Raw genomic sequence first — 23,318 nt, 5'->3', positions numbered from 1 at the left:
TCAAAAATTTGTAAAACGTAATATTTAATATCATGGAATATAGAAAATTAAGCAGCTCTGAACTAGAATTATCAACTATAACATACGGTGCATTTGCTATTGGCGGAAACATGTGGGGCGGAAACGAAAAGAAAGATTCAATCGACTCTGTTCGCGCTTCTATCGATCACGGCGTAACAACAATTGACACTGCTCCTTTTTACGGATTTGGCTTAAGCGAAGAAATGATTGGCCAAGCTATAAAATCTTACGATCGTTCAAAAGTACAATTGTTAACTAAATTCGGCTTGGTTTGGGACGGAAGCAATAACGGAAAAGGCGATTTCTTTTTTGATGCCGATGATAATGGCAAAAAAATTCCTGTCTACAAATATTCATCAAAAGAAAACGTCATAAAAGAAATTGAAGAAAGCCTAAAACGTCTTCAAACAGATTATATCGACTTATTGCAAATTCACTGGCCAGATTCAACAACACCAATTTCAGAAACAATGGAAGCCGTTGAAACCTTAATTCAGCAAGGAAAAATCAGAGCATTTGGAGTAAGTAATTATAATGTTTCTCAAATTCAGGAAGCACAAAAAACAGTTCAGATCGCATCCAATCAAGTTGCATACAGCATGCTGAACAAAAGCATTGAAACAGATTTACTTCCATTTACAATTACTGAAAATATTGGCATCATAGCATACAGCCCAATGGAAAGAGGTTTGCTTACAGGAAAATATTTTACAGACGGCAAATTAAAAGAAAACGATCATCGTAATGGTTATTTTGGAAAATTTGATCTTCAACAAGTAAAAACTTTAGTAGAAGAATTAAGCTCATTAGCCAATTCTAAACACATTTCGATCTCACAATTAGTTTTACGCTGGACCACTTTACAAAAAGGAATCTCAATTGTTTTGGCTGGCGCAAGAAACGCAGAACAAGCCATTTCAAATGCAAAAGCGATGGATTTTGATTTATCTGCTTCAGAATTAGAATTTATTAATCAGGCAATTGCTAAAATAAAATAATATTTAAACACATAGAAACATAGATTTCCGTACGTATAAAAGGCGTTTCACTTGCATTAACAAACATAGTCAACGTAGTTTGTTATTCCGAGGAACGAGGAATCACACTCGTTGCTCGCCAAAGATTGATGACTTAGTTTGCGAAGCTTCTATTGTGATTCCTCGTTCCTCGAAATGACAAGCTTTGAGAACTATGTTTTAGAAACGAGTTTCTTTCCATTCTCTTTCCCAAAAAAGAAAAATCTATGTCTCTATGAGTTTCAAAATAAATCTCAAAAATTAAATAATAAGAATTTGGGTGTGTTCGCCGCCGCGAATCGGGCTTTCGGCTATATCTTTTATTCCGCTATCGCTCCATAAAAGGATACCGCCTCTATCCCTCACACATCACGAATTCATCAGAACAAAACGTAAAATGAAAAAAATATTTATTATCAACGGAAGTCAAAATTTCGCTCACTCAGGCGGAAAATTCAATGAAACCGTTACAGACTGGACAATTGAGTATTTAAAAAGTAAAAACTACGAAATAAAAACAACTGACATCAAACAAGAAATTAATCTTGAAGAAGAAGTAGAAAAATTCGTCTGGGCAGATGTAATCGTTTATCACACACCTGTTTGGTGGTTTCAATTGCCAAATCTTTTCAAAAAATACATCGACGATGTTTTCACCGCTGGACACAACAAAGGAATTTACAAGAGCGATGGAAGAACCAGAACAAATCCAGACATTAATTACGGAACTGGCGGACTTTTACACGGACGTAAATATATGCTGACTACAAGTTGGAATGCACCTGCAACTGCTTTTACACTTCCTGGAGAATTTTTTGAAGAAACTTCGGTAGATGATGGCGCTATGTTTGGTTTTCATAAAATGAACAAATTTGTAGGAATGCAAAAACTCGACGGATTTCATTTTCATGATGTCGAAAAAGGTGCTACATCTGAAAATATTAGTATCTTTAAATCTGAATACACGAACCATTTATCACAAATTTTCAAAACCATATAACCATGATATCTATAACTGCCATTATAAAAAGCAAGAAAGAAAACACGCAGCAGCTTCACAGCTTATTGAATGATTTAGTTACCGAAACTAGAAAAGAAGCTGCATGCGTACGCTACGATCTTCATCATGCCGAAAATGTTTTTATTATTTGGGAAGAATGGAAAGATCAAACCGGCTTAGATCTTCATAACAACCAATCTCATTTGCAAGATTTCATCACTAAAAGCGAAACTTTTGTTGCCGCTCCAATTCAGGTTTACAAAACAGCACAGGTTTTATAAGATATTTTTTCTGCCGCGAATTCACGAATTATTTTTAAAATTTATACTCAAAGTTTTTAAAAATAATTCGTGAATTCGCTGTTGTAAGATTATTCAGAAAAAGATTAAATTGCCATTTCTTTATCCAATAAAATATGAGCCAATATCATCTTGCCGAAATTAACATCGCAAAAATGAAAGGTGTCGACATCAACGATCCTATCATGAAAGAATTTGTAGACAACTTAGATTTAGTAAACACTTTAGCCGAAAAAAGCGAAGGATTTGTCTGGCGCCTAAAAGATGACAGCTACAATGCGACAAACTTGAATCCTTATAATGACGAACAGATCATTGTAAATGTTTCGGTTTGGAAAAACATCGAAACGTTGGAACATTATATGTACAAAACCTTTCACAGCGAATTTTTAAAACGCCGAAAAGAATGGTTTTTGAAATTCGGAAAAGCACACACAGCAATGTGGTGGATTCCAATAGGACATATTCCAACGCTTGAAGAAGCAGTTGAAAAATTAGATTACCTGCAGCAAAACGGAGCATCAGAACTTGTTTTTGATTTAAAAAATAAGTTTCCTGTGCCAGTTATCGCATAAATTTTTTAAGCCAAAAATTACACTACTTTTCACTAATTTTTCTTTTCCCAATTAAAAAAATAATTCGTGTAAATTAGTGTAATTCGTGGCTATTTAATTCCCCCAAAAGCACCAAAACACATATTCTTGTGTAAAATTTCAACGCTTTTAAAACCTACTTTTTTCATCAAATCCAATTGATAATTCATTGATCTTGGCGTATCTTCTTTTGCGATATATTCAAATACATTTTTACGATATTCAGCCCCTCCTATTCCTTCCAAATATTCTTCATAGCGCTGCCAGGTATATTCATTCAACAATTCCGTGTCTTGCGTAATCAAATCCGAAATCATAAAACAGCCGCCCGGTTTTAATAATTTAAATATTTTAGTAAAAGTAGTTTCCCAATCCTGATCATCTCTTAAATGATGTAAAACAGCTCCTGCTAAAATAATATCAAAACAGTCTTCTTTTAAATCAACTTCGCGAATATCACCTTGTTTAATTTCGACTTTTCCTTTTGTTTCTAACGAAACTCTTTCAAAAGCTTTATCCAACATTGGCAAACTCAAATCGACCAAAGTGCAATTTAAATCTGACACTTTAGACAACATCATTAAAGTGTAATTTCCCGCACCGCAGCCAATATCCAAAACATGAGTGGCATTTGGAACAATTCTTTTAGAAGCTTCCGTAATTAATTCCAACGAAATTTTAGCATCAATTGTAGACAATTGTCCCGTTTCTAAATTCGAAAATCGTTCGACATCATTATCAAATCGTTCTTTGATTTCTGCAATAATTGATTTTTTCATAGTCTATGTTTTTTAATCTCTAGCAGTCTCGATAGCTATCGCGAGCAGATTGAGCGAATCTTTTTGCTATTATTGATTGGAATATTGTAGTTAAGATGATTTTTTTCGAAACTAATAATCTGCTCAATCTGCAACCCAAGCGATAGCGAATCAGCAAAGTAAATCTGCGAGAGAGTTCTTTTTTTCTTTTCCAAAACTATCACTTTCATAAATACTTTAAAAATACTATTTTTATCAATTATCAATACTTTAAAAGTATCATGGAATTACGTCACTTAAAATACTTTTTGGCTGTAGCCGAAGAACTGAACTTTACCAAAGCTTCTGAGAAACTTTTTATTTCACAACCGCCATTAAGCCGTCAGATAATTGAACTGGAAGAAGAGCTTCAGGCAAAACTATTTATTCGAAACAATAAAAAAGTAGAACTAACGGAAGCTGGGAAATATTTCGAAAAGGAAGTGAAAACAATCTTTCAGAATTTGGAACGCATTTCTGCAAAAACAAAAAAGATTGCCACAAATGTTTCGGGCGAATTCAGAATTGCCTACATCAGCTCGATTTACTCCTCTGTAATTTCAGAATTAATAAAACATTTAAAATTACAATTCCCTTATGTAAATTTCAAACTTTTTGAAGTATCCACAACCAAACAAATCGACGCTTTAGAACAAGGAAAAATCGAAATGGGAATTATTCGTTCACCAATAAAATCTCCAAAAATACAATCCCATTTATGGTTTCAAGATGGATTTTCAATTGTTTTTAATAAAAATAACATTCAATTGAAGTCTGAAAAAGATATATTGAATTTAAAAGATGAGACTTTCGTATTCTTCAATAAAGATTATGCGCCACATTATCATGAAGTTTTACTAGAACTTTGCGCTTTTTACGGCTTTACACCAAAAATTATTCACGAAGCCAACAATATAAATTCTATAGTACAATTAGTCAAAAATGGCTTAGGAATTTCGATTGTTCCATCCAACATTGTAAAAAACAATCAAGATACTGAAATTGGTTTTCTTGAATTAAAAAAAGTGAATCTTTTTACAAATGTTTCGATTATAACTTCAAAAGAAGATGATTCTGAGATCACGAGATCTGCTGTTGAATTTTTGTTGGCACAAAATCGCTAAGTCTCTAAGTTTTTTTTTGCAAGAATGAAATGCATACAATTTGTCATTTCGAGGAACGAGAAATCGCACTCGCGAATCTACAAAGAGAATATACAACAAGAATCACCAATCTTTGTCGATTTTCTAGTGCGATTTCTCGTTCCTCGAAATGACATGAAATGAGATCTTTTTTACGAAAAAAGGAAATCCGTAAAAACCAAAATCAAAAACCATTTAAATTACACCTAACAAAAAAAACAATTCGTGAAAATTAGTGCAATTCGCGGCTATAAAAAAAATTCGTTACAATTTAGTACAGAAATCCACATCATAAAAAGAGAACTTTTAAATACCTTAGCAAATTATAATTCTACCTAATAAAATCAATACAAAAATGGCTGAGCAATCTTCAATTCAGTGCCCGAACTGCGGAGAAAATATCGACGTAAATGACATCTTAAAACATCAGTTAGAAGATAGTATCCGTAAAGAATTTCAGCAAAAAGCTGCTGCTCAGGCAAAAGAACTGGAATTAAAAAGCGAGCAATTCGAAAAAGCCAAAACCGAATTTGAAGCCAAAAAGAAACAAGAAAATGAACTTTTTGCCGAACGTTTGGAGCGCGAAAAAAAGACTGCTGAAAAAGAAATTTCTGAAAAACTAAAAGCCAAACTCGAAGAAGAAAACAAAGATCGCATGCTTTTGATGGAAAAAGAGCTTTCTGAAAAATCTGAGAAACTTCGTGAATTGAATAAAATGACAGGCGAAATTGCAAAACTTCAGCGTGAAAAACTGGAAATGAAAGAAGCCATTGAAGCCGAAGCACAAAAACAATTAAACGCTACTTTAGTTCTGGAACGCGATAAAATTCGCAAACAAGAAGAAGAGAAAAACGAACTGAAGATAAAAGAATACCAAAAACAATCTGACGATCAAAAAAAGCTGATCGAGGAAATGAAACGCAAGCAAGAACAAGGTTCTATGCAATTGCAAGGTGAAGTAATGGAATTAGCGATTGAAGAATGGCTGGCAAATAATTTTCCGCTTGACACTATCGACGAAATTAAAAAAGGTGCTAACGGTGCCGATTGTCTTCAAATTGTCAATACCCGTGAATTACAAAACTGCGGTTCAATTTACTACGAAAGCAAAAGAACAAAAGCCTTTCAGCCATCTTGGATTGAGAAATTCAAAAATGACATTAGAACCAAAAGAGCCAATATTGGTGTTTTGGTAACCGAAGTAATGCCAAACGGAATGGAAAGAATGGGAATGCGAGACGGAATCTGGATTTGTACTTATGAAGAATTTAAAGGTCTGACTGCTGTTTTACGTCAATCACTAATTCAGGTAAGTCAGGCAGTTCAGGCACAAGAAAACAAAGGAGATAAAATGTCGATGTTGTATGATTTCTTAACCAGCAACGAATTCCGTTTACAAATTGAAGGCATTGTTGAAGGTTTTACACAAATGCAAAACGACTTAGATTCTGAAAAAAGAGCCATGCAGAGAATCTGGAAACAACGCGAAAAACAAATCGAAAAAGTAGTTCACAATACTTTAGGAATGTACGGTTCTATTCGTGGTATTGCAGGAAATGCAGTTCAAACTGTTAGAGCTTTAGAATTAGATTTTGTCGAAGGAGAAGACGAAGAGGAAGAAACTAAGGAATTGCTTGAGTAATTAAGTATAGTATTGTCATTTCGACCGAAGGGAGAAATCACACAAGAAACTCCACAAAGAATATCTACAATCTTTGTCGATTAGCGTGTGTGATTTCTCCCTTCGGTCGAAATGACAAAATTAATCTACCTTTCTAAAAACCAACAGCTTCGCAGAAGGATTTAACAACGTTAATCTGTTATTTTCAATAGAATAAGTAGTTGTGCTTTGCAATGCTTTAGTAAACTCACTTTCCTTATTTCCTTGAGGACAAGCCATAAGAGTCGAAAGAACTCTTGTAAATCGCAGTACATCCTTTTCATAAAAAATTTGTCCGCTTATAGCATTACAGCCGCCGTATCCCGAAAATCTATTTTCTGTTGAGTTAATTTCGATTCTAGGCATTTCTTTTTGAAAATCGGAAGCAAAAACTTTATAGCCATTCAGTTCTTCCAAAACCCAAATATCATGCAGACGATAATCGGTATTATACTTTCCGCAGCCTCCTAATTTTTCGGTTTGTAATTCCGTATTATTTTTAATTTCTATTGAAACTTTATAAGGAGAAATAACACCCGACATTGAGTCCTGACAATCTAACTGCTGAATTGTAATAGTCGCAGATGAAGTTTCATTACTAACTTTATACATCTTAACATTCGCATCCATAGCTTTTATAGCGTCGACAGGTGTAAAAACAAGTTTTTCTTTTCCTGGAATCAAAGAAGTAAATACAATATTGTCATTTCCTATTTTTAATCCCCAAAACGGCTCATTTCCCGTTGCTGTAAAATAGTACTTCATCTCATCTTCCTGAGATCCATATTCAGAAGTCGTTTGTTTATCAGAAGTTTTGCCAGCTGTAGATTTACAACTTATCATCAAAGAAAATAAAAGCAAGAGTGAAAGTGAAAGTATATTTTTCATAACGTTCTATTTAAAATATCATTTTTAACCAAATACAAGTAAATTTCTTATGAATTTACAATTTTTTTCTGAATTACTTATTTAGAATCTTTTCAAATTTAAAATAATTATAAGTATTCCAATTTACTCACACACCGCATTACGTAAAGGATTACGATAAAATACGTACTCAAAACAAACTTTTTTTACTTAAAAACAAACTACTTTACGTATTTACATAAGTATAAATACTTATATTTGCATAGTAATACTTAATTAAAGAAATCATGATTAGAGTAATAGTAGTTGGAAACGGCATGGTTGGTTATAAATTTTGTGAAAAGTTCATCGCAAAATCAGGACAAGAAAAGTATCAGATCACCGTATTTGGTGAAGAACCTCGACGCGCTTATGACCGCGTTCACTTAAGTGAATATTTTGGAGGAAAGACTGCAGATGATTTATCATTATCAACAAGCAACTGGTACTCAGAAAACAATATTATTCTCAATACATCAGAGTTAATTACAGATATTAATCGTACCGAAAAAACAATCCATACTCATTTAGAGAAAACCCATACGTACGACTACTTAGTTCTAGCTACAGGTTCATCAGCTTTTGTGCCTCCAATTGACGGAGTTGAAAAAGAAGGCGTTTTTGTATACAGAACCATCGAAGATCTTGATGCAATTATGGCTTATGCCAAAAAGATAAAAATTAAAGGCGCAACCGAAGCAGCAGTTTTAGGCGGAGGATTATTAGGACTTGAAGCGGCAAAAGCCGTTAGAGATCTAGGATTGAATCCGCATGTGGTGGAATTTGCTCCGCGTTTGATGCCAAGGCAATTAGATCAAGGTGCAAGCGATATGCTTCAAGCTAAAATTGAAGAATTAAACATTGGAATTCATCTTAACAAAGCAACGCAATATATTGATGGAAAAGAAAATATAACGGGAATGATGTTTGCCAACGATGAATTGTTAAAAGTAGATATGTTGGTTATATCTGCCGGAATTAAACCTCGCGACGAACTGGCAAGAGTTTCAGGACTTGAAGTTGGCGTAAGAGGCGGAATCGTGGTAAACAATCAAATGCAGACATCAGATCCTTCTATTTACGCGATTGGAGAAGCGGCACTTTACAACCAAAACATTTACGGACTTGTTGCTCCAGGTTACGAAATGGCTGATGTTGCCGCCGAGCAAATCTTAAATGGAGATAAAACCATGAGAGAAACCATCGATATGTCAACACAATTAAAACTAATTGGTGTTGAAGTTGCGAGTTTTGGTGATCCTTTTATCGAAAATGAAAATGTAACAGCCATTATTTATGAAAATAAATTAAGCGGTATTTACAAAAGAATCAACGTTACCAAAGATTCAAAAACACTTTTAGGCGGAATTTTAGTTGGAGATTCAAGTGATTACAATTCGCTTTTCCAGATTTACAGCAACGCAATGGCACTACCTAAAAATCCAGAAGATCTGATTTTAGGTTCTCGCGACGGTTCTGAAGGTTCAAGTTTAGGAAGTGTTATGGATTTACCGGACACAGCTGTAATTTGTTCTTGCGAAAATGTTACCAAAGGCGCGATCTGTTGTAAAATTTTAGACGAAAGCTGCGCTACCTTTTCAGATGTTGTAAAAGCAACCAAAGCAACTTCTGGCTGTGGAGGTTGTAAACCAATGGTTTCTGATTTGGTAAAAGCGACTCAAAAATCTTTAGGAAAAGAGGTAAAAGAAGTCATTTGCGAGCATTTCAATTATAACCGTCAGGAATTATTCGATTTAGTAAAAATCAATAAATATGAAAATTTTTACGATGTTTTAGATCATCATGGAAAAGGCGACGGCTGCGAAATCTGTAAACCAGTTGTCGCATCAATTTTTTCAAGTATTTACAACGACACAGCAAATAAACATGTTACAACGCAAGATACAAACGACAGATTTTTAGCCAACATTCAACGAAACGGAACGTATTCTGTAGTTCCTAGAGTTGCTGCAGGCGAAATTACAGCTGAAAAATTAATCGTAATTGGCGAAGTGGCTAAACAATTCGATTTATATACTAAAATTACCGGAGCGCAAAGAGTTGATTTATTCGGAGCACATTTGAGTGATTTGCCAAAAATCTGGAAAATCTTAATCGATAATGGTTTTGAAAGCGGTCATGCTTACGGAAAATCACTTCGTGCTGTAAAAAGCTGTGTTGGAAATGCTTGGTGTCGCTACGGAATGGACGACAGCGCCGGATTTGCCATAGAACTTGAAAACAGATATAAAGGAATACGCTCTCCACATAAATTAAAAGGCGGTGTTTCTGCCTGCATCCGCGAATGCGCCGAAGCACGCGGAAAAGATTTCGGATTAATTGCTGTTGAAGGCGGTTGGAATTTATACATCGCAGGAAATGGCGGAGCAAACCCAAAACATGCCGTTTTACTAGCCGAAAAAATCGACAAAGAAACAGTAATTAAATATATGGACAGATTTTTAATGTATTACATCCGCACCGCTGGTCCGCTGATTCGAACATCAACTTGGTTAGAAAAACTAGACGGTGGTTTAGAGTATTTGAAAGAAGTAATTATCGAAGACAGTTTAGGAATCTGTGAAACTTTAGAAACTGAAATGCAAACTTTAGTAAACACTTTTGAATGCGAATGGAAACAAGTTCTAGAAAAACCAAGATTATTAAAACGTTTCAATCACTTTATAAACTCAGACGAGAAAGACGAAAATGCTGTTTTTGTTCCGCTAAGAGATCAAAAAATGCCAAAAGCTTGGACTTAAAAAAATATCTTGCCACAAAGACACAAAGTTGCAAAGTCAAAATAAAAAAACTTAAAGAAAAAACTTAGCGTCTTTGCGCCTTCGTGGCAAAACACCATAAAGCTCCAAAAAAGAAAAAAAATCATTAAACGTTTGCTGTCCTTCTTACCCTCTTTTTTACTGCGCCATCAAACTCTATTGATTGTAAAAAGAGGGCTAAGAAACAGTAAATCAAAACTAAATCAAAATGGAAGAAATCTTAAATCAATACGAAACGGTTCATGCGAGCGATGCAACAATTTGGTTCAAAGCAGGTAAAGTAGAAGATTTTCCAACCAATCGCGGCGGTTGTATTAAATACAAAAACAAACAAATTGCGATTTTTAATTTTGCCCGTCGAAACGAATGGTATGCTTGCCAAAATGCCTGCCCTCACAAAATGGAAATGGTTCTTTCGAGAGGAATGACAGGTTCTACTGATGATATTCCCAAAATCGCCTGCCCAATGCATAAAAAAACATTCTCATTAGTCGATGGTTCAAACTTAAACGGAGAAGATTTTAAAATTGCAACGTATCCTATTAAAGTAGTTGAAAACGAAGTTTTTGTTGGTTTTATCGATTAATTTTCAAGCCACAGATTACACAGATTAAAAAGATTTTTTTTTCACCACCAATTTCACAAATTACACTAATTTAATTCGTCGAGATTCGCGAAATTCGTGGCAAAAAAACTTAACACAAGATTAAATCCAAAAAATCCTCTAATCTGTGGCAAAAAACAAAACAATAATTCGTGCTAATTCGTGAAATTCGTGGCGAAAAAAAACTTAATTCCGTATCTTTGAAATCTATTATTAAACCAAAAAATGACTACACCTTTCCAAAAAGCAAGCGAATGGATTGATGCTGAAAACGCACAAGATCCAAACATCGAAACTGACCAAAACAAAGAATATCCAAAAGAATTATTGTATTCAAACAGGATGTACGAAAGATTGATGCAGTTTGAACCAAATGCATCTGAAGAAATTCAAATTGCGTCAAAAGCACAACACATCTGTCGATGGAAAGTTGCCCGTGAATCGTACCCAATGGATCGTGTTGGTTATTTGAAATGGAGAGAAGAATTAAAAAAATTTCACGCAAAAACGACTGCCGAAATTCTAGTAAAAGCAGGCTACGATCAAACTTTTATAGATCGCGTTTCGTTTTTAATAGAGAAAAAATTACTTAAAAAAGATCACGAAACACAATTATTAGAAGATGTTATCTGTCTTGTGTTTTTAGAATATTACCTAGATCCTTTTGTTCATAAACACGATGAAGAAAAACTAAAAAATATCATCAAAAAAACCTGGGATAAAATGTCGGATAAAGGACATCAGGAAGCCTTAAAAATAAACTATTCTGAAGAAAATCTGAATCTTATAAAAGCATCTTTAGGATTGTAAACTGACTTTATGAAGAAAAGCAATCAGGAAGAAGAAAAAATCACTTTCAAAAATTTACGACGACTGTATTTTTTTGCGCTTCTTACTATTGCGATAACTATAATTATCAGTCAGGTTTTAGTGCAATACAATCTGAATCAACAGTTAAGCGATTCTAAAATCATAAACTTTTCAGGAAAACAACGAATGCTGAGTCAGAAAATCGTAAAAGAAGTTCTGATTCTGCAGTATGTTTCTGACAACGCTTCTGCAAAGCAAATTTCGCATTTAAATGACGTTTTATCACTTTGGAAAAAAAACCAAAATGCACTCGAAAATGGCAGTGACAGCTTAGCCTTTCCAAAAGAAAAATCAGAAACACTTTCTAAATTATATCTTGAAATCAATCCAATTTTCAATAAAATTGCAAATACAACTGATTCTTTTTTATTGAATTTAAAGCAGAAAAAGCAAGCTACAGAAAATCAAAAATTAGTAACCATAATTTTAGAAAACGAAGGCATTTTTCTTTCTAAAATGAATCAGATTGTAACCCAATACGATCTCGAAGCGCACGAAAAAGTAACCGAACAACGCCGAATTGAATACTGGATTTTCGGTTTTACACTTTTGGTATTGCTTTTAGAATTTCTTTTCATTTTTAGGCCAACCAATAAAAAAATTGAACGATTAATTGCCAAGCTTTTATCTTCTGAAAAGAAAGCGTTAAAGCTCGCATACGATACTGAAATACTAAGCGAAATCAAGGAAAATTCGGTTAAAGAATTAAAGTCGCTCAATTATGCAATGGAAAACACCTTGCTCTATTGCCGAATTGCACCTGATGGTTCGATTATTCATATTGGTGAAAAATTTGCTAAACTACTCAATTACACCAAGTTTTTATCTAACAAAAAGTTCTCTGAAGTCTTAACAGCAGACGAAAAAGAACAAATAAACTTTGATCGACTAATATTCGAAAAACAACGAAGCGGCTGGCAAGGCGAAATTAAAATTGTTACTAAAGAAAATATTGAGATTTGGCTTGACCTTTCGATGGTTCCTGTTATGATCAAAAAAGACGAATTGGAACTTTTAATTGTATGCTTTAATATTACCGAACGCAAAAAAGCACAACACGAAGTCGAACGTTTGAATCTTGAAAACAGCACTGAAAAAATCAATCAACAAAAGATTATTTCGAGCAAAATTGTTGAAAACCAAGAAAACGAGCAAAACCGAATCGCAAAAGAAATTCATGACGGAATTGGTCAAATGCTTACTGGTTTAAAGTTTAGTTTAGAAAGCATCAATCTAGATGACAGAGAAAAATCAGAACAAAAAATTGAGTATTTAAAGAAACTTTCACTAGACATTATAAAAGGCGTCCGTACGGCAACTTTTAACTTAATGCCGCCCGAATTAAGCGATCACGGCATTGTTTCCTCTTTGGCAAAACTTACGCAGGAACTTTCAAAACTAACAGGAAAAGAAATTCTTTTCTACAACAAAACCGATTTCAATCAGCGATTAGATTCTTTAATCGAAATCAATATTTATCGCCTAACTCAGGAAGCCATAAACAACGCCATAAAATATGCCGAATCGTCGCATATCATTGTACAACTTTCACACAGCGAAACTTTATTAAGTATTATAATTGACGATAACGGAAAAGGTTTTGACATCAATGCTGTCGACAAAAAACGAAACAGCGAATCTGGAATGGGCTTATTGTTTATGAAAGAAAGAATTCAATACATTAATGGCCGTGTTTTCATCAAATCAATTCCTGGCGAAGGAACCAGAATTACTTTTAATATTCCGATTCTTAAATGAGAAAATTAGTCAATTAGATAATTTGATAATTACTTAAGCGTCGAACTTCCATTTGTCAGGCTGAGCGAAGTCGAAGCCCACTCAAAGTAAATCGACAAAATCATCATCACATTTTTCTAATTGACACAATGGCTAATTATCTAATTTATCATCTCGACAAAGGAGACCCGGACGATAGCAAATAGGCGGAGCAGATCACCAGAAAGCTCCACAATCAAATTCGCCAATCTTTTACAAAGTTTCCCACAATCTTGTCATCTCGACGAAGGAGAGATCACACTAGAAACTCCATAATCTAAAGTGCCAATCTTTGTCGAATCCTGCGTGTGATTCTTCGTTCCTCAGAATGACAAACTTTACACTTAGAAAACTTTGACAAAGTTACCCGCAAAAATACCCCATTGTCATTTCAAAGAACGAAACTCGTGCGATAGCGAAAAGGTGAAGCAAATCTTCGCAAATAGCTCTACAAAGAGCCCCGCTTTAGATTATGGAGCTGCTTTGCGCGGACTTCGACTCCGCTCAGCCTGACAATTCTATATTCAATTTAGAATTTCCAACATTAGAATTTTTAATGTTAGAATTTAAAATCTAAAAAATTACGTATATTAGCGTCTTCTTTATAGATGAATATACGTAAAAAATCAAGAATCTAATTTAAGTAAACTATGAGTAATATCATTCGTGTAGTGCTGGCAGACGACCATGTTTTTGTAAGAGATGGAATTAAATCTTTACTTGAAAATGAAGCAAACATTGAAGTCGTTGGCGAAGCAATTGATGGAGCCGATGCACTTGATGTTGTTGTCGAAAGCAAACCAGATTTACTTATAGTAGATATTCGTATGCCAAATTTAACGGGCATCGAGGTAGTAGAAAAACTTAGAAGCGAAAATAACAATGTAAAAATTATTATGCTTTCTATGCATGAATCTGAAGAATATGTATTAAAATCTATAAAAGCGGGTGCCGATGGTTATTTGCTAAAAGGTTCAAGTAAAGAAGAATTCTTGAAAGCCTTGCACACAGTGGCTGCTGGCGGAAAATATTTTAGCGGGGATATTTCTTCAATTCTAATAAGCCAGCTTACAAATTCGTCAACATCATTGGAACCTAAACAAAATCTAAGTGAAGAAATGATGATTACTAAAAGAGAAAAGGAAATTCTGACTCTTTTATTATCTGGAAAAGGAAACAAAGAAATTGCTGAGGCACTTGACATCAGTAAACGTACTGCTGAAGTGCACCGTTTTAATCTGATGAAAAAGTTGAAAGTTAAAAACTTAATGGAACTTTCTAACAAAGCTGCTGAATATTCACTGATTTAAAAAAATACGTATTAATACGTAATTATTTTTCAAAAACTGCGTTTTAGCATCTTTTAACTAAGTTATAGTACTTATTTTTACATAAAAATATAAGTGCTATGAAAACTACAAACTCATTATCTCAATCACACAAAATTTTATTTTTGAACACATTGGCTTTTACAGTGTGTTTTGCCTGCTGGACATTAAACGGGGTTTTAGTAACCTTTTTGGTCGATAACGGAATTTTTCATTGGAGCGTTGTTCAAGTTGGATGGCTCTTAGGAATTCCTATTTTAACAGGATCGATTATGCGCTTACCAATTGGTATGCTCACAGATAAATTTGGAGGAAAATATGTCTTTTCACTTTTACTGCTGCTTAGTTCAATTCCACTGTTCCTCCTTCCCTATGCCGACAGTTTTTTTATGTTTGCTCTACTTAGTTTCTTCTTCGGAATGGTAGGAACTAGTTTTGCCGTTGGAATTGGTTATACTTCAATCTGGTATCCAAAAGAATGGCAGGGACGCGCTTTAGGAATCTTCGGAATGGGAAATGCAGGAGCTGCGATTACCACTTTTTTAGCGCCTTCGTTATTAAATCATTTCTCTTTAGAAGATCCACAAAATGGCTGGAAAATACTTCCAATTATCTATGCCGTTTCCCTTGTTTTAATTGGAATTGCTTTCTTAATTTTTGCTAAAAATAAAAAAATTGAAAACCATACAAAAAGCGTTCGCCAAATGCTTGGTTCGCTAAAATCAGCTAGAGTTTGGCGATTCGGAGCCTATTACTTTTTAGTTTTTGGTTGTTTTGTTGCGTACTCTCAATGGCTCCTGCCTAATTTTATGAACGTTTATCAAACCAGCTTAGTTATGGGCGGATTATTTGCTACAATGTTCAGTCTTCCTTCTGGTGTAATAAGGGCTTTTGGAGGTTATTTATCAGATAAATTTGGTGCACGAAAAGTTATGTATTGGGTTTTGAGTTCTTCTGTTATTTTAAGTGCACTATTAATGGTTCCGAAAATGGAAATTACTACTACAGGTCCTGGTGTTCTTGCAACAAAAAAAGGAACAGTAACTTCTATTGCAAAAGACAATATTAAAATTGGCGAGACAGAATTTAACATTACACAAAAACAAGAAAACAATTCTGAAAATGCAATTCTCCCAACTCGAACATCTTGGCAGCAAGTTGTTGTAGCACAGAACCAAACCGTAAAGAAAAAAGAGCTGCTGGCAAAAGGAATTACTGTAATAAAATTCGATGCTAATATGTGGGTATTCTTAATTTTAGTAATTTTAATCGGAATTTCTTGGGGAATTGGTAAAGCAGCAGTTTACAAACATATTCCAGAATATTTCCCAACAGAGGTTGGTGTTGTTGGAGGTATGGTTGGAATGATTGGCGGCTTGGGTGGCTTTTTAGGTCCAATCATTTTTGGATACTTGCTTACCGCAACAGGAATTTGGTCAAGTTCATGGATTTTTATTTTACTATTCTCGACCATTTGTCTCGTTTGGATGCATTATACGGTAACTAAAATCATGAACGAAAAACAACTGGCTTTGGCAAAAGTAATAGACAGAAAATAAGCGTATTAAAAGTTTAAAAATAATTATCAAATATGATTAATATCACTAAAAGTAAAATCATTATAAGATAAATTTGTCTTTTATTAAACCATCATAGATATGAAAAAAACTAGAATAATTCTATCCTTACTTTTTCTAGGATTTGGTGCTGCCATGCAAGCACAAGAATTTGATGCCAACTTACAATTAAGACCACGTTTTGAATATCGAAACGGATACAAAACTTTGCTGCCAGAAGGTCAAGAAGGAACTTCGCAAATCTCGCAGCGTTCTCGTCTAAATTTAAATTTTAAGCAAGATGATTTGATTGTTAAATTAACTTTTCAAAACATTAGAACCTGGGGAGATGTACCAACCACAACCACCGCAGATAAAAATGGAGTTGCCGTTTTTGAGGCTTGGGCACAATACAATTTCACCGAAAAATGGAGCGCAAGAGTTGGGCGCCAAGTACTCTCTTATGACAATCAGCGTATAATGGGTGAAATCGATTGGTTACAACAAGGACAAAGTCATGATGCAGTACTGGTTACTTTTCGTCCAAAAAACCAGCAGCTTGATATGGGATTTGCTTTCAACTCAAATGCCGAAAATATAGTGCAAACTCCATACACTGTTGCCAACTACAAAGCTATGCAATATGCTTGGTACCACACATCCTTCAGTAATTTAGGAATGAGCTTATTAGCCCTAAATACCGGATATGAATATGCCAATGCCGACGCAAAATTATTGGTAGATTACAAACAGACTTTTGGAACCTATTTAACCTATAAAACAGGTAAATTAGATACTAATTTCTGGTTATATGGACAAACTGGTAAAAGCACAGACAAACAGGTAAGTGCATGGAATGCCGCTGGTTATTTAGGGTACAACGTTTCTGATGCCTTTAAAGCTGGTTTAGGTTATGAATTTTTATCTGGAAAAGATACTAATGACGGCAGTACAGTAATTAAATCGTTCAATCCAATATTTGGAACCAATCATGCTTTTAATGGTTATATGGATTATTTTTATGTTGGAAATCATCAAAACAGCGTTGGTTTGCAAGATGCCTACTTAAAACTAAGTTATAATGTCAAAAAATGGCAGTTTGCATTAATGCCGCACGTATTTTTATCTGCCGCTGATGTTGTGACGCCAACAAATGAAAAACTTGATTCTTACTTAGGAACTGAGGTCGATTTTACTGCAGGCTACAATTTCAAAAAAGATATTACGCTAACTGGAGGTTATTCTCAAATGTTTGGTTCAAAAACTTTAGAGTTCTTGAAAAACGGAGATGCCGGTCATACTAACAATTGGGCTTGGCTAATGATTTCTGTAAATCCAAGGATTTTTACTTGGAAGAAATAAGAGATTTTTAGTAGATCTAAATTTTACAAACTACCCTTTTTCGATTTTGAGAAAGGGTAGTTTTTTTTTATTTTAATGTAAATTATTCTAATTTTTAAATTGGTAAATTTGATACATGAAAAAACTTTTAAATTTACCATTACTTGCAGTAATTATTCTTTTTTCAAGTTGTGAAAAGAAATTTTGTTTCAAATGATTTTATGGAAGTTTTAGAAAGTGTTGAAGTCGGAAATTACAAAGATTGGACTTTGTACAGTGATCATAAACCCTTAATAATTAATTTTAATTTATAAATAATGAACAACTGGACCCAAAGATGGGATGAACGCTACAGCAACGAAGAATTTGCATATGGCGAAGAACCTAACAACTATTTAAAAGAACAAATTCAAAAGTTAAAGCCCAGCGCTATTCTTTTTCCTGCCGAAGGCGAAGGACGAAATGCCATTTTTGCTGCAAAATTGGGTTGGAACGTTTCCGCTTTTGATATTAGTGAAGAAGGAAAAAATAAAGCTTTAAAACTTGCTGAAGCCAACAATGTTTCAATTGATTATCAAGTTGGCGAATTAGAAACGCTGAATTTCAAAGAAGAACAATTTGATGTAATTGCCTTGATTTATGCTCATTTCCCTGCAGAAATTAAGTCCGAGATTCACAAACAGCTTGATAAACTATTACGCAAAGACGGTGTTATTATTTTTGAAGCTTTCGGCAAAAAACATTTAGAATATCTTGCAATAAATGATAAAGTTGGCGGACCAAAAGATATTGAATCTCTATTTTCAATAGAAGAAATAAAAAGCGATTTCTCAAACTATGAAATCATAGAATTAGAAGAAAAAGAAATCGAATTAAACGAAGGTTTATTCCATAACGGAACGGGTTCTGTAATTCGATTTATTGGCAGAAAAAAATAAGTATTTGTACGTAATCATTTTAACACATAGAAACATAGTTTGCCATTCTTAAAAAAGGCATTCCATTTGACAAAAAGAACATAGCTTAAAAATCCTATGTTTCTATGTGTTAGAAAATTTCAAAAATATTTATGCTCCATAATTTCAGAGCGCAATTTTGAAACTTCCAAAATCCCAATACGTTTTCCAACCGTTTTTATTAGAGCTTCTTTTTTAAGACTTGAAATAACTCGAATTGCTTGCTCTTCGGTTGTTCCTGCAAAATCCGCGATTTCTTTTCGAGAAAGATCAATATCAATTAAATCATTGATTTGTCCAAATTTACGATGAATATAAAGCAATAAATCAACTACACGTTCACGAACATTCATATGCGCAATTTTGCGAATGTTATTTTCACTTTTATTCAATTCATCAGCATAAAAAAGCATTAAAGCATAAGTAAGTTCTGGAATATGCTGTAAAATTTCCAGCATTGTTTCATTGCTAAAATTGCACAAAACGGTATCTTCCAAGGCATAAGCACCAATTAAATACTTTTTCCCTGTCCCAAATCCTCGAAAACCAATAATATCTCCACTTTTCGTTAAGCGTACAATTTGCTCACGTCCGTTAATTCCCGTTTTTACCGTTTTCGCTTTTCCTTTGCAAATAAAATAAAGTCCTTGCAAAGAAGAACCTTCCACAATAAACTGATCCGATTTTTTGCAGACTATATTCTGTTTCTTAGAAACATAGGTATTCATTTGCTCTAAATGCAGGTGTTTCTTGATAAAACAATTTTCATTGGCACAAGAATAACAAAGGGTTTGCTCCTCTTTCATGAGTCCTAATTTTTATCGGATTAAAAACTAATTTGTTGCTGCTCATTTTATTGTATCAAAAATAAAAAAATAAATTCGAAAAATAAGTATTTATACGTAAAAATACTTATTTTTGTATAAGTGATTTATCTAAATCGCTGCAGATTCAAGAAATAGTATCTAAAAAAAGAACTGTAATGCAAAATACCAAAATCAAAACTACCTGTTCTTATTGCGGCGTTGGCTGCGGCATAATCGTAACCAACGATGCTAAAAACGGCGTTATGGTTGAAGGTGACAAAGATCATCCGGTAAATAAAGGAATGTTATGTTCTAAAGGAATGAATCTGCATTATGTAGTCAACGATACTTCTGACCGAATTTTATATCCTGAAATGCGAGGCAGCAAATCCTATCCGCTGGAGCGCGTAAGCTGGGATACTGCTCTAGACCGAGCTGCGGCAGTTTTTTCTTCTATTATAAAAAAACATGGTCCAGACAGTGTTGGATTTTATATTTCGGGACAATGCTTAACCGAGGAATATTATCTGGTAAACAAACTTGTAAAAGGTTTCTTGAAAACCAATAATATCGATACCAATTCGAGACTCTGCATGAGTTCTGCCGTTGTGGGTTATAAAAAGACTTTTGGAGAAGATTCTGTACCAATTGCGTATGATGATATCGAATTGGCAGATACTTTTTTAATCACAGGCGCAAATCCTGCTTGGTGTCACCCTATTCTATTTAGACGACTTGAAAAACATAAAGAGAAAAATCCAAAAACGAAGATAATAGTAATTGATCCTAGGCGCACTGATACAGCCGCTTTCGCCGATTTACATTTGCAAATTCTTCCGGGATCTGACATTATTTTGTATCATGCTATTGCAAGACGCATAATTGAGAAAGGTCATGTTGACCATGATTTTGTCAAAAACAATGCTGAAAATTTCAAACAATATAAAGATTTAGTACTAAGTACGTCGCTTGAAAAAGCTTCTAAACTTTGCGGAATTTCTGTAAACGATATTAAACTTGCCGCCGATATTATCGGGAAAGCAAAAGGATTTATTTCACTTTGGGCAATGGGACTAAATCAAAGTGCAGTTGGTGTTGACAAAAATACGGCTTTACTGAATTTATCTTTATTAACAGGACAAGTTGGGAAACCAGGTTCTGGTCCATTTTCATTAACGGGTCAGCCGAATGCTATGGGCGGACGTGAAGTGGGCGGAATGGCAACACTTTTGGCAGCGCATAAAGACATTGCAAATCCTACACATCGCAAAGAAGTGGCTGACTTTTGGGGTGTTGACGAGATTTCAGATAAACCAGGTTTAACGGCAACAGAAATGTTTGAAGCTTTAGAATCAGGAAAAATGAAGGCTGTTTGGATTATTTGTACAAATCCTTTAGTTAGTTTGCCAGATTCACGTCGAATCGAAAAAGCACTTCAAAACGCCAAGTTTGTAGTAGTTCAGGATATTTCGCATAACGCTGACACAGCCAAATTTGCCGATTTGCTTTTGCCGGCTGCCGGCTGGTTAGAGAAAGATGGAACAATGACTAATTCTGAACGTCGCATTTCTTATTTGCCAAAAGGAATTAATGCGCCGGGAGAAGCACTTCCTGATATTGAAATTTTAATTCGTTTTGCTAAAAAAATGAATTTTCATGGTTTCGATTTCAATAATGCCGAAGAAATTTACAAAGAGCATTGTGCACTTACCAAAGGAACTAATATTGATATTTCATTTTTAAATTACAATCGTTTAAAAACCGAAGGCACTTTTCAATGGCCGGTTCCAGATTACGGACATCCGGGAACGCCTAGATTATTTACTGATAAAAAATTCTATACGCCTTCTGGAAAGGCGATTTTTAACCTGCCTGTTTCAATCGAAAATACATCGGTACAACCTAATGCCGAATTTCCTTTTATTTTAACTACGGGACGAATTCGCGATCAATGGCACACGATGACCAAAACGGGAAAAGTTTCGAGATTATTAACCCATATTCCAAGTCCTGTTTTAGAGATAAATCCAATTGATGCCTTTAAAAATGAAATTAAAAATGGTGATATTATTACCGTTACAAGCAAAAATGGAGAAGTTCGTGTAAAAGCAAAAGTGACTGATTCTATTAAAGAAAAGGTACTTTTTCTGCCAATGCATTGGGGAAAACAACTTGAAAATGACTTGAATAGAACAAACAATTTAACGAATACTGTTGTAGATCCTATTTCAAAAGAACCTGATTTTAAGTACACGACGGTTTCGATTAAAAAATATGTAAAACCTTTTCAGAAAATTGCCATTGTTGGCGCCGGAGCAGCTTCATTCCGATTCATTCAAAATTATCGTGAATTTAATACTACAGATGAAATTATTGTTTTTTCGAATGAAATAAATCCGTTTTACAATCGCGTTTTATTACCCGAATATATGACGGGAGAATTTACTTGGGAACAGCTTTTAAAGGTTAAAGACGGCGAAGCATTAAACAAGCTGAATATTACCATGAAAGCGGGAATTTCTATTGAAAAAATAGACTCTACCACAAAAACTATAAAAGATAGTTTGGGCGAAATACACACTTTCGATTCTTTGATTTTAGCAACGGGAAGTCGCCCTTTTATTCCAGAAAACGCGCAACTGCACCTTCCAGGTCGATTTACCGTAAGACGAAAAGAAGATGCCGACCGTTTAAAAAAACATCTTGACAGCACCAATCTTCCGCCGGAAGAACAACATGTTGTTATTATTGGCGGAGGTTTATTAGGATTAGAATTGGCTGCTGCTTTAAAACATAAAAAAGTAAAAACTACTATAATTCAGAGAGCTTCGCGTTTAATGGAACGTCAGCTGGATCGAATTTCAAGTAAATTATTGGCCGAAGAAGTACAGCTCCGTGATATTCAGATTTATTTTGATAATGAAGTCAGTACCGTTTTTGAAACGGATAATGAAAACGAAATTGAAATTGCTTTAAAAAGCGGTAAAATCATAACTGCAAATGCAATTGTTTATACGATTGGAACAATTCCGAATATCGAAATTGCGAGAGAAAGCGGTTTGGCTTGCGGGCGCGGCGTAAAAGTCAATCAATATTTACAAACTTCAAATCCTGATATTTTTGCAATTGGAGAAATAGCGGAATTCAATAATAAATTATTCGGAATTACTTCTGCCGCCGAAGAACAAGCGGATATTCTGGCAAACTTTTTAGCGGGCGATATCAGCAGTTATTACAAAGGTTCGATTTTAATGAATATTCTAAAATTAGAAGACATAAATCTGTGCAGTATTGGAGATATTACAATTCCAGAGAACGATGATTCGTATGAGGAAATTGTTTTTACTGATTTGAAAAAACGTTATTACAAAAAATGCATCGTAAAAGATGATCTATTAGTTGGTGCAATTTTAATGGGCGATAAGAACGAATTTGCCGAATTCAAAACGATGATTGAAAGCAAAATCGAATTATCAGACAAGCGAAATATGCTTTTAAGAGGAAGTTCAACCGCAAAACCTGTTTTAGGAAAATTAGTTTGTTCCTGCAGTCAGGTTGGCGCAGGAAACATTGAAGAAACTATCAAAAGCGGTGTAAACGATTTTACCGATTTATGTAAAAACACTGGTGCAGGATTAGGATGCGGAAGCTGTAAAACGGAGGTTAAAGAGATATTGGCGAAATGTAAAGTTTAAAAAAATGTTTCAAGTTTTCTTTGTTTCAAGTTTCAGGTTTGACCGCAATTTTGTCATTTCGAGGAACGAGAAATCACACAAGAAACTCCGCAAAGTAAAAACCAATCTTTGTCGAAATACGAGTGTGATTTCTCGTTCCTCGAAATGACAAAATTGCGGTCAAACCTGAAAC

18 protein-coding genes are annotated in these 23,318 nt (G+C 34.4%); 15 read left to right on the top strand and 3 right to left on the bottom strand.

Annotated elements, in window-relative coordinates:
• Positions 1 to 32 precede the first annotated feature (32 nt).
• The 4 genes from ACHRV0_RS07575 to ACHRV0_RS07560 all read left to right on the top strand — a co-directional run bounded on the left by ACHRV0_RS07575 (position 33) and on the right by ACHRV0_RS07560 (position 2,911).
• Positions 33 to 1,019, top strand: coding sequence for an aldo/keto reductase (locus tag ACHRV0_RS07575; protein ID WP_395440408.1), 987 nt, complete (start codon positions 33 to 35; stop codon positions 1,017 to 1,019).
• 415 nt (positions 1,020 to 1,434) lie between these two features.
• On the top strand, positions 1,435 to 2,037 hold the full coding sequence (locus tag ACHRV0_RS07570; protein ID WP_395440407.1) for an NAD(P)H-dependent oxidoreductase: 603 nt from the start codon (positions 1,435 to 1,437) through the stop codon (positions 2,035 to 2,037).
• 2 nt (positions 2,038 to 2,039) lie between these two features.
• On the top strand, positions 2,040 to 2,318 hold the full coding sequence (locus ACHRV0_RS07565; protein ID WP_089052765.1) for a putative quinol monooxygenase: 279 nt from the start codon (positions 2,040 to 2,042) through the stop codon (positions 2,316 to 2,318).
• Positions 2,319 to 2,452: 134 nt separating this feature from the next.
• On the top strand, positions 2,453 to 2,911 hold the full coding sequence (locus ACHRV0_RS07560; protein WP_395440406.1) for a DUF3291 domain-containing protein: 459 nt from the start codon (positions 2,453 to 2,455) through the stop codon (positions 2,909 to 2,911).
• An 89-nt stretch (positions 2,912 to 3,000) separates the two neighbouring features.
• Here ACHRV0_RS07560 and ACHRV0_RS07555 read toward each other — a convergent pair whose 3' ends face one another.
• Complete coding sequence (locus ACHRV0_RS07555) at positions 3,001 to 3,708, bottom strand: class I SAM-dependent methyltransferase (protein WP_395440405.1); 708 nt, start codon at positions 3,706 to 3,708, stop codon at positions 3,001 to 3,003.
• A gap of 260 nt (positions 3,709 to 3,968) precedes the next feature.
• Here ACHRV0_RS07555 and ACHRV0_RS07550 point away from each other — a divergent pair, with 260 nt between their 5' ends.
• Both ACHRV0_RS07550 and ACHRV0_RS07545 read left to right on the top strand, forming a co-directional pair.
• Positions 3,969 to 4,850, top strand: coding sequence for a LysR family transcriptional regulator (locus tag ACHRV0_RS07550; RefSeq protein WP_395440404.1), 882 nt, complete (start codon positions 3,969 to 3,971; stop codon positions 4,848 to 4,850).
• A gap of 373 nt (positions 4,851 to 5,223) precedes the next feature.
• Complete coding sequence (locus ACHRV0_RS07545; RefSeq protein ID WP_395440403.1) at positions 5,224 to 6,510, top strand: DUF2130 domain-containing protein; 1,287 nt, start codon at positions 5,224 to 5,226, stop codon at positions 6,508 to 6,510.
• 120 nt (positions 6,511 to 6,630) lie between these two features.
• Here the strand turns inward: ACHRV0_RS07545 and ACHRV0_RS07540 are convergent, their stop codons facing one another.
• The gene (locus ACHRV0_RS07540) at positions 6,631 to 7,416 is read right to left on the bottom strand and encodes an META domain-containing protein (protein ID WP_129024475.1); all 786 of its coding nucleotides are present in this window, start codon (positions 7,414 to 7,416) and stop codon (positions 6,631 to 6,633) included.
• Positions 7,417 to 7,682: 266 nt separating this feature from the next.
• Here ACHRV0_RS07540 and nirB point away from each other — a divergent pair, with 266 nt between their 5' ends.
• The 8 genes from nirB (at position 7,683) to ACHRV0_RS07500 (ending at position 18,627) form a co-directional block, all read left to right on the top strand.
• The gene (gene nirB / locus ACHRV0_RS07535) at positions 7,683 to 10,196 is read left to right on the top strand and encodes a nitrite reductase large subunit NirB (RefSeq protein WP_395440402.1); all 2,514 of its coding nucleotides are present in this window, start codon (positions 7,683 to 7,685) and stop codon (positions 10,194 to 10,196) included.
• Between the two features lie 226 nt (positions 10,197 to 10,422).
• Entirely contained in the window at positions 10,423 to 10,800 is a 378-nt protein-coding gene (gene nirD, locus ACHRV0_RS07530) for a nitrite reductase small subunit NirD (protein WP_395440401.1), read from the top strand.
• Positions 10,801 to 11,043: 243 nt separating this feature from the next.
• On the top strand, positions 11,044 to 11,628 hold the full coding sequence (locus tag ACHRV0_RS07525) for a DUF4202 domain-containing protein (protein WP_099719255.1): 585 nt from the start codon (positions 11,044 to 11,046) through the stop codon (positions 11,626 to 11,628).
• Between the two features lie 9 nt (positions 11,629 to 11,637).
• Entirely contained in the window at positions 11,638 to 13,446 is a 1,809-nt protein-coding gene (locus ACHRV0_RS07520; RefSeq protein WP_395440400.1) for an ATP-binding protein, read from the top strand.
• Between the two features lie 668 nt (positions 13,447 to 14,114).
• Complete coding sequence (locus tag ACHRV0_RS07515) at positions 14,115 to 14,774, top strand: response regulator (RefSeq protein ID WP_395440399.1); 660 nt, start codon at positions 14,115 to 14,117, stop codon at positions 14,772 to 14,774.
• A gap of 98 nt (positions 14,775 to 14,872) precedes the next feature.
• Positions 14,873 to 16,351: a nitrate/nitrite transporter gene (locus tag ACHRV0_RS07510; protein WP_395440398.1), complete on the top strand. Its 1,479-nt coding sequence runs from the start codon at positions 14,873 to 14,875 to the stop codon at positions 16,349 to 16,351.
• A gap of 99 nt (positions 16,352 to 16,450) precedes the next feature.
• Positions 16,451 to 17,710, top strand: a complete 1,260-nt coding sequence (locus ACHRV0_RS07505) for an alginate export family protein (RefSeq protein ID WP_129024470.1) — start codon at positions 16,451 to 16,453, stop codon at positions 17,708 to 17,710.
• A gap of 296 nt (positions 17,711 to 18,006) precedes the next feature.
• Positions 18,007 to 18,627, top strand: coding sequence for a class I SAM-dependent methyltransferase (locus ACHRV0_RS07500; RefSeq protein WP_395440397.1), 621 nt, complete (start codon positions 18,007 to 18,009; stop codon positions 18,625 to 18,627).
• A gap of 119 nt (positions 18,628 to 18,746) precedes the next feature.
• Here ACHRV0_RS07500 and ACHRV0_RS07495 read toward each other — a convergent pair whose 3' ends face one another.
• Positions 18,747 to 19,451, bottom strand: coding sequence for a Crp/Fnr family transcriptional regulator (locus tag ACHRV0_RS07495; protein WP_099719268.1), 705 nt, complete (start codon positions 19,449 to 19,451; stop codon positions 18,747 to 18,749).
• A 176-nt stretch (positions 19,452 to 19,627) separates the two neighbouring features.
• On the opposite strand from ACHRV0_RS07495, the gene ACHRV0_RS07490 reads away from it, so the two are divergent.
• On the top strand, positions 19,628 to 23,146 hold the full coding sequence (locus ACHRV0_RS07490; RefSeq protein WP_395440396.1) for a molybdopterin-dependent oxidoreductase: 3,519 nt from the start codon (positions 19,628 to 19,630) through the stop codon (positions 23,144 to 23,146).
• Positions 23,147 to 23,318: the final 172 nt, after the last annotated feature.

The sequence above is a fragment of the Flavobacterium sp. FlaQc-30 genome, assembly GCF_044005885.1.
In the GTDB taxonomy this organism is placed as follows: Bacteria; Bacteroidota; Bacteroidia; order Flavobacteriales; family Flavobacteriaceae; genus Flavobacterium.
The sequence above is the reverse complement of the archived record's forward strand: the minus strand, read 5'-3'. Positions and strand labels throughout refer to the sequence as shown.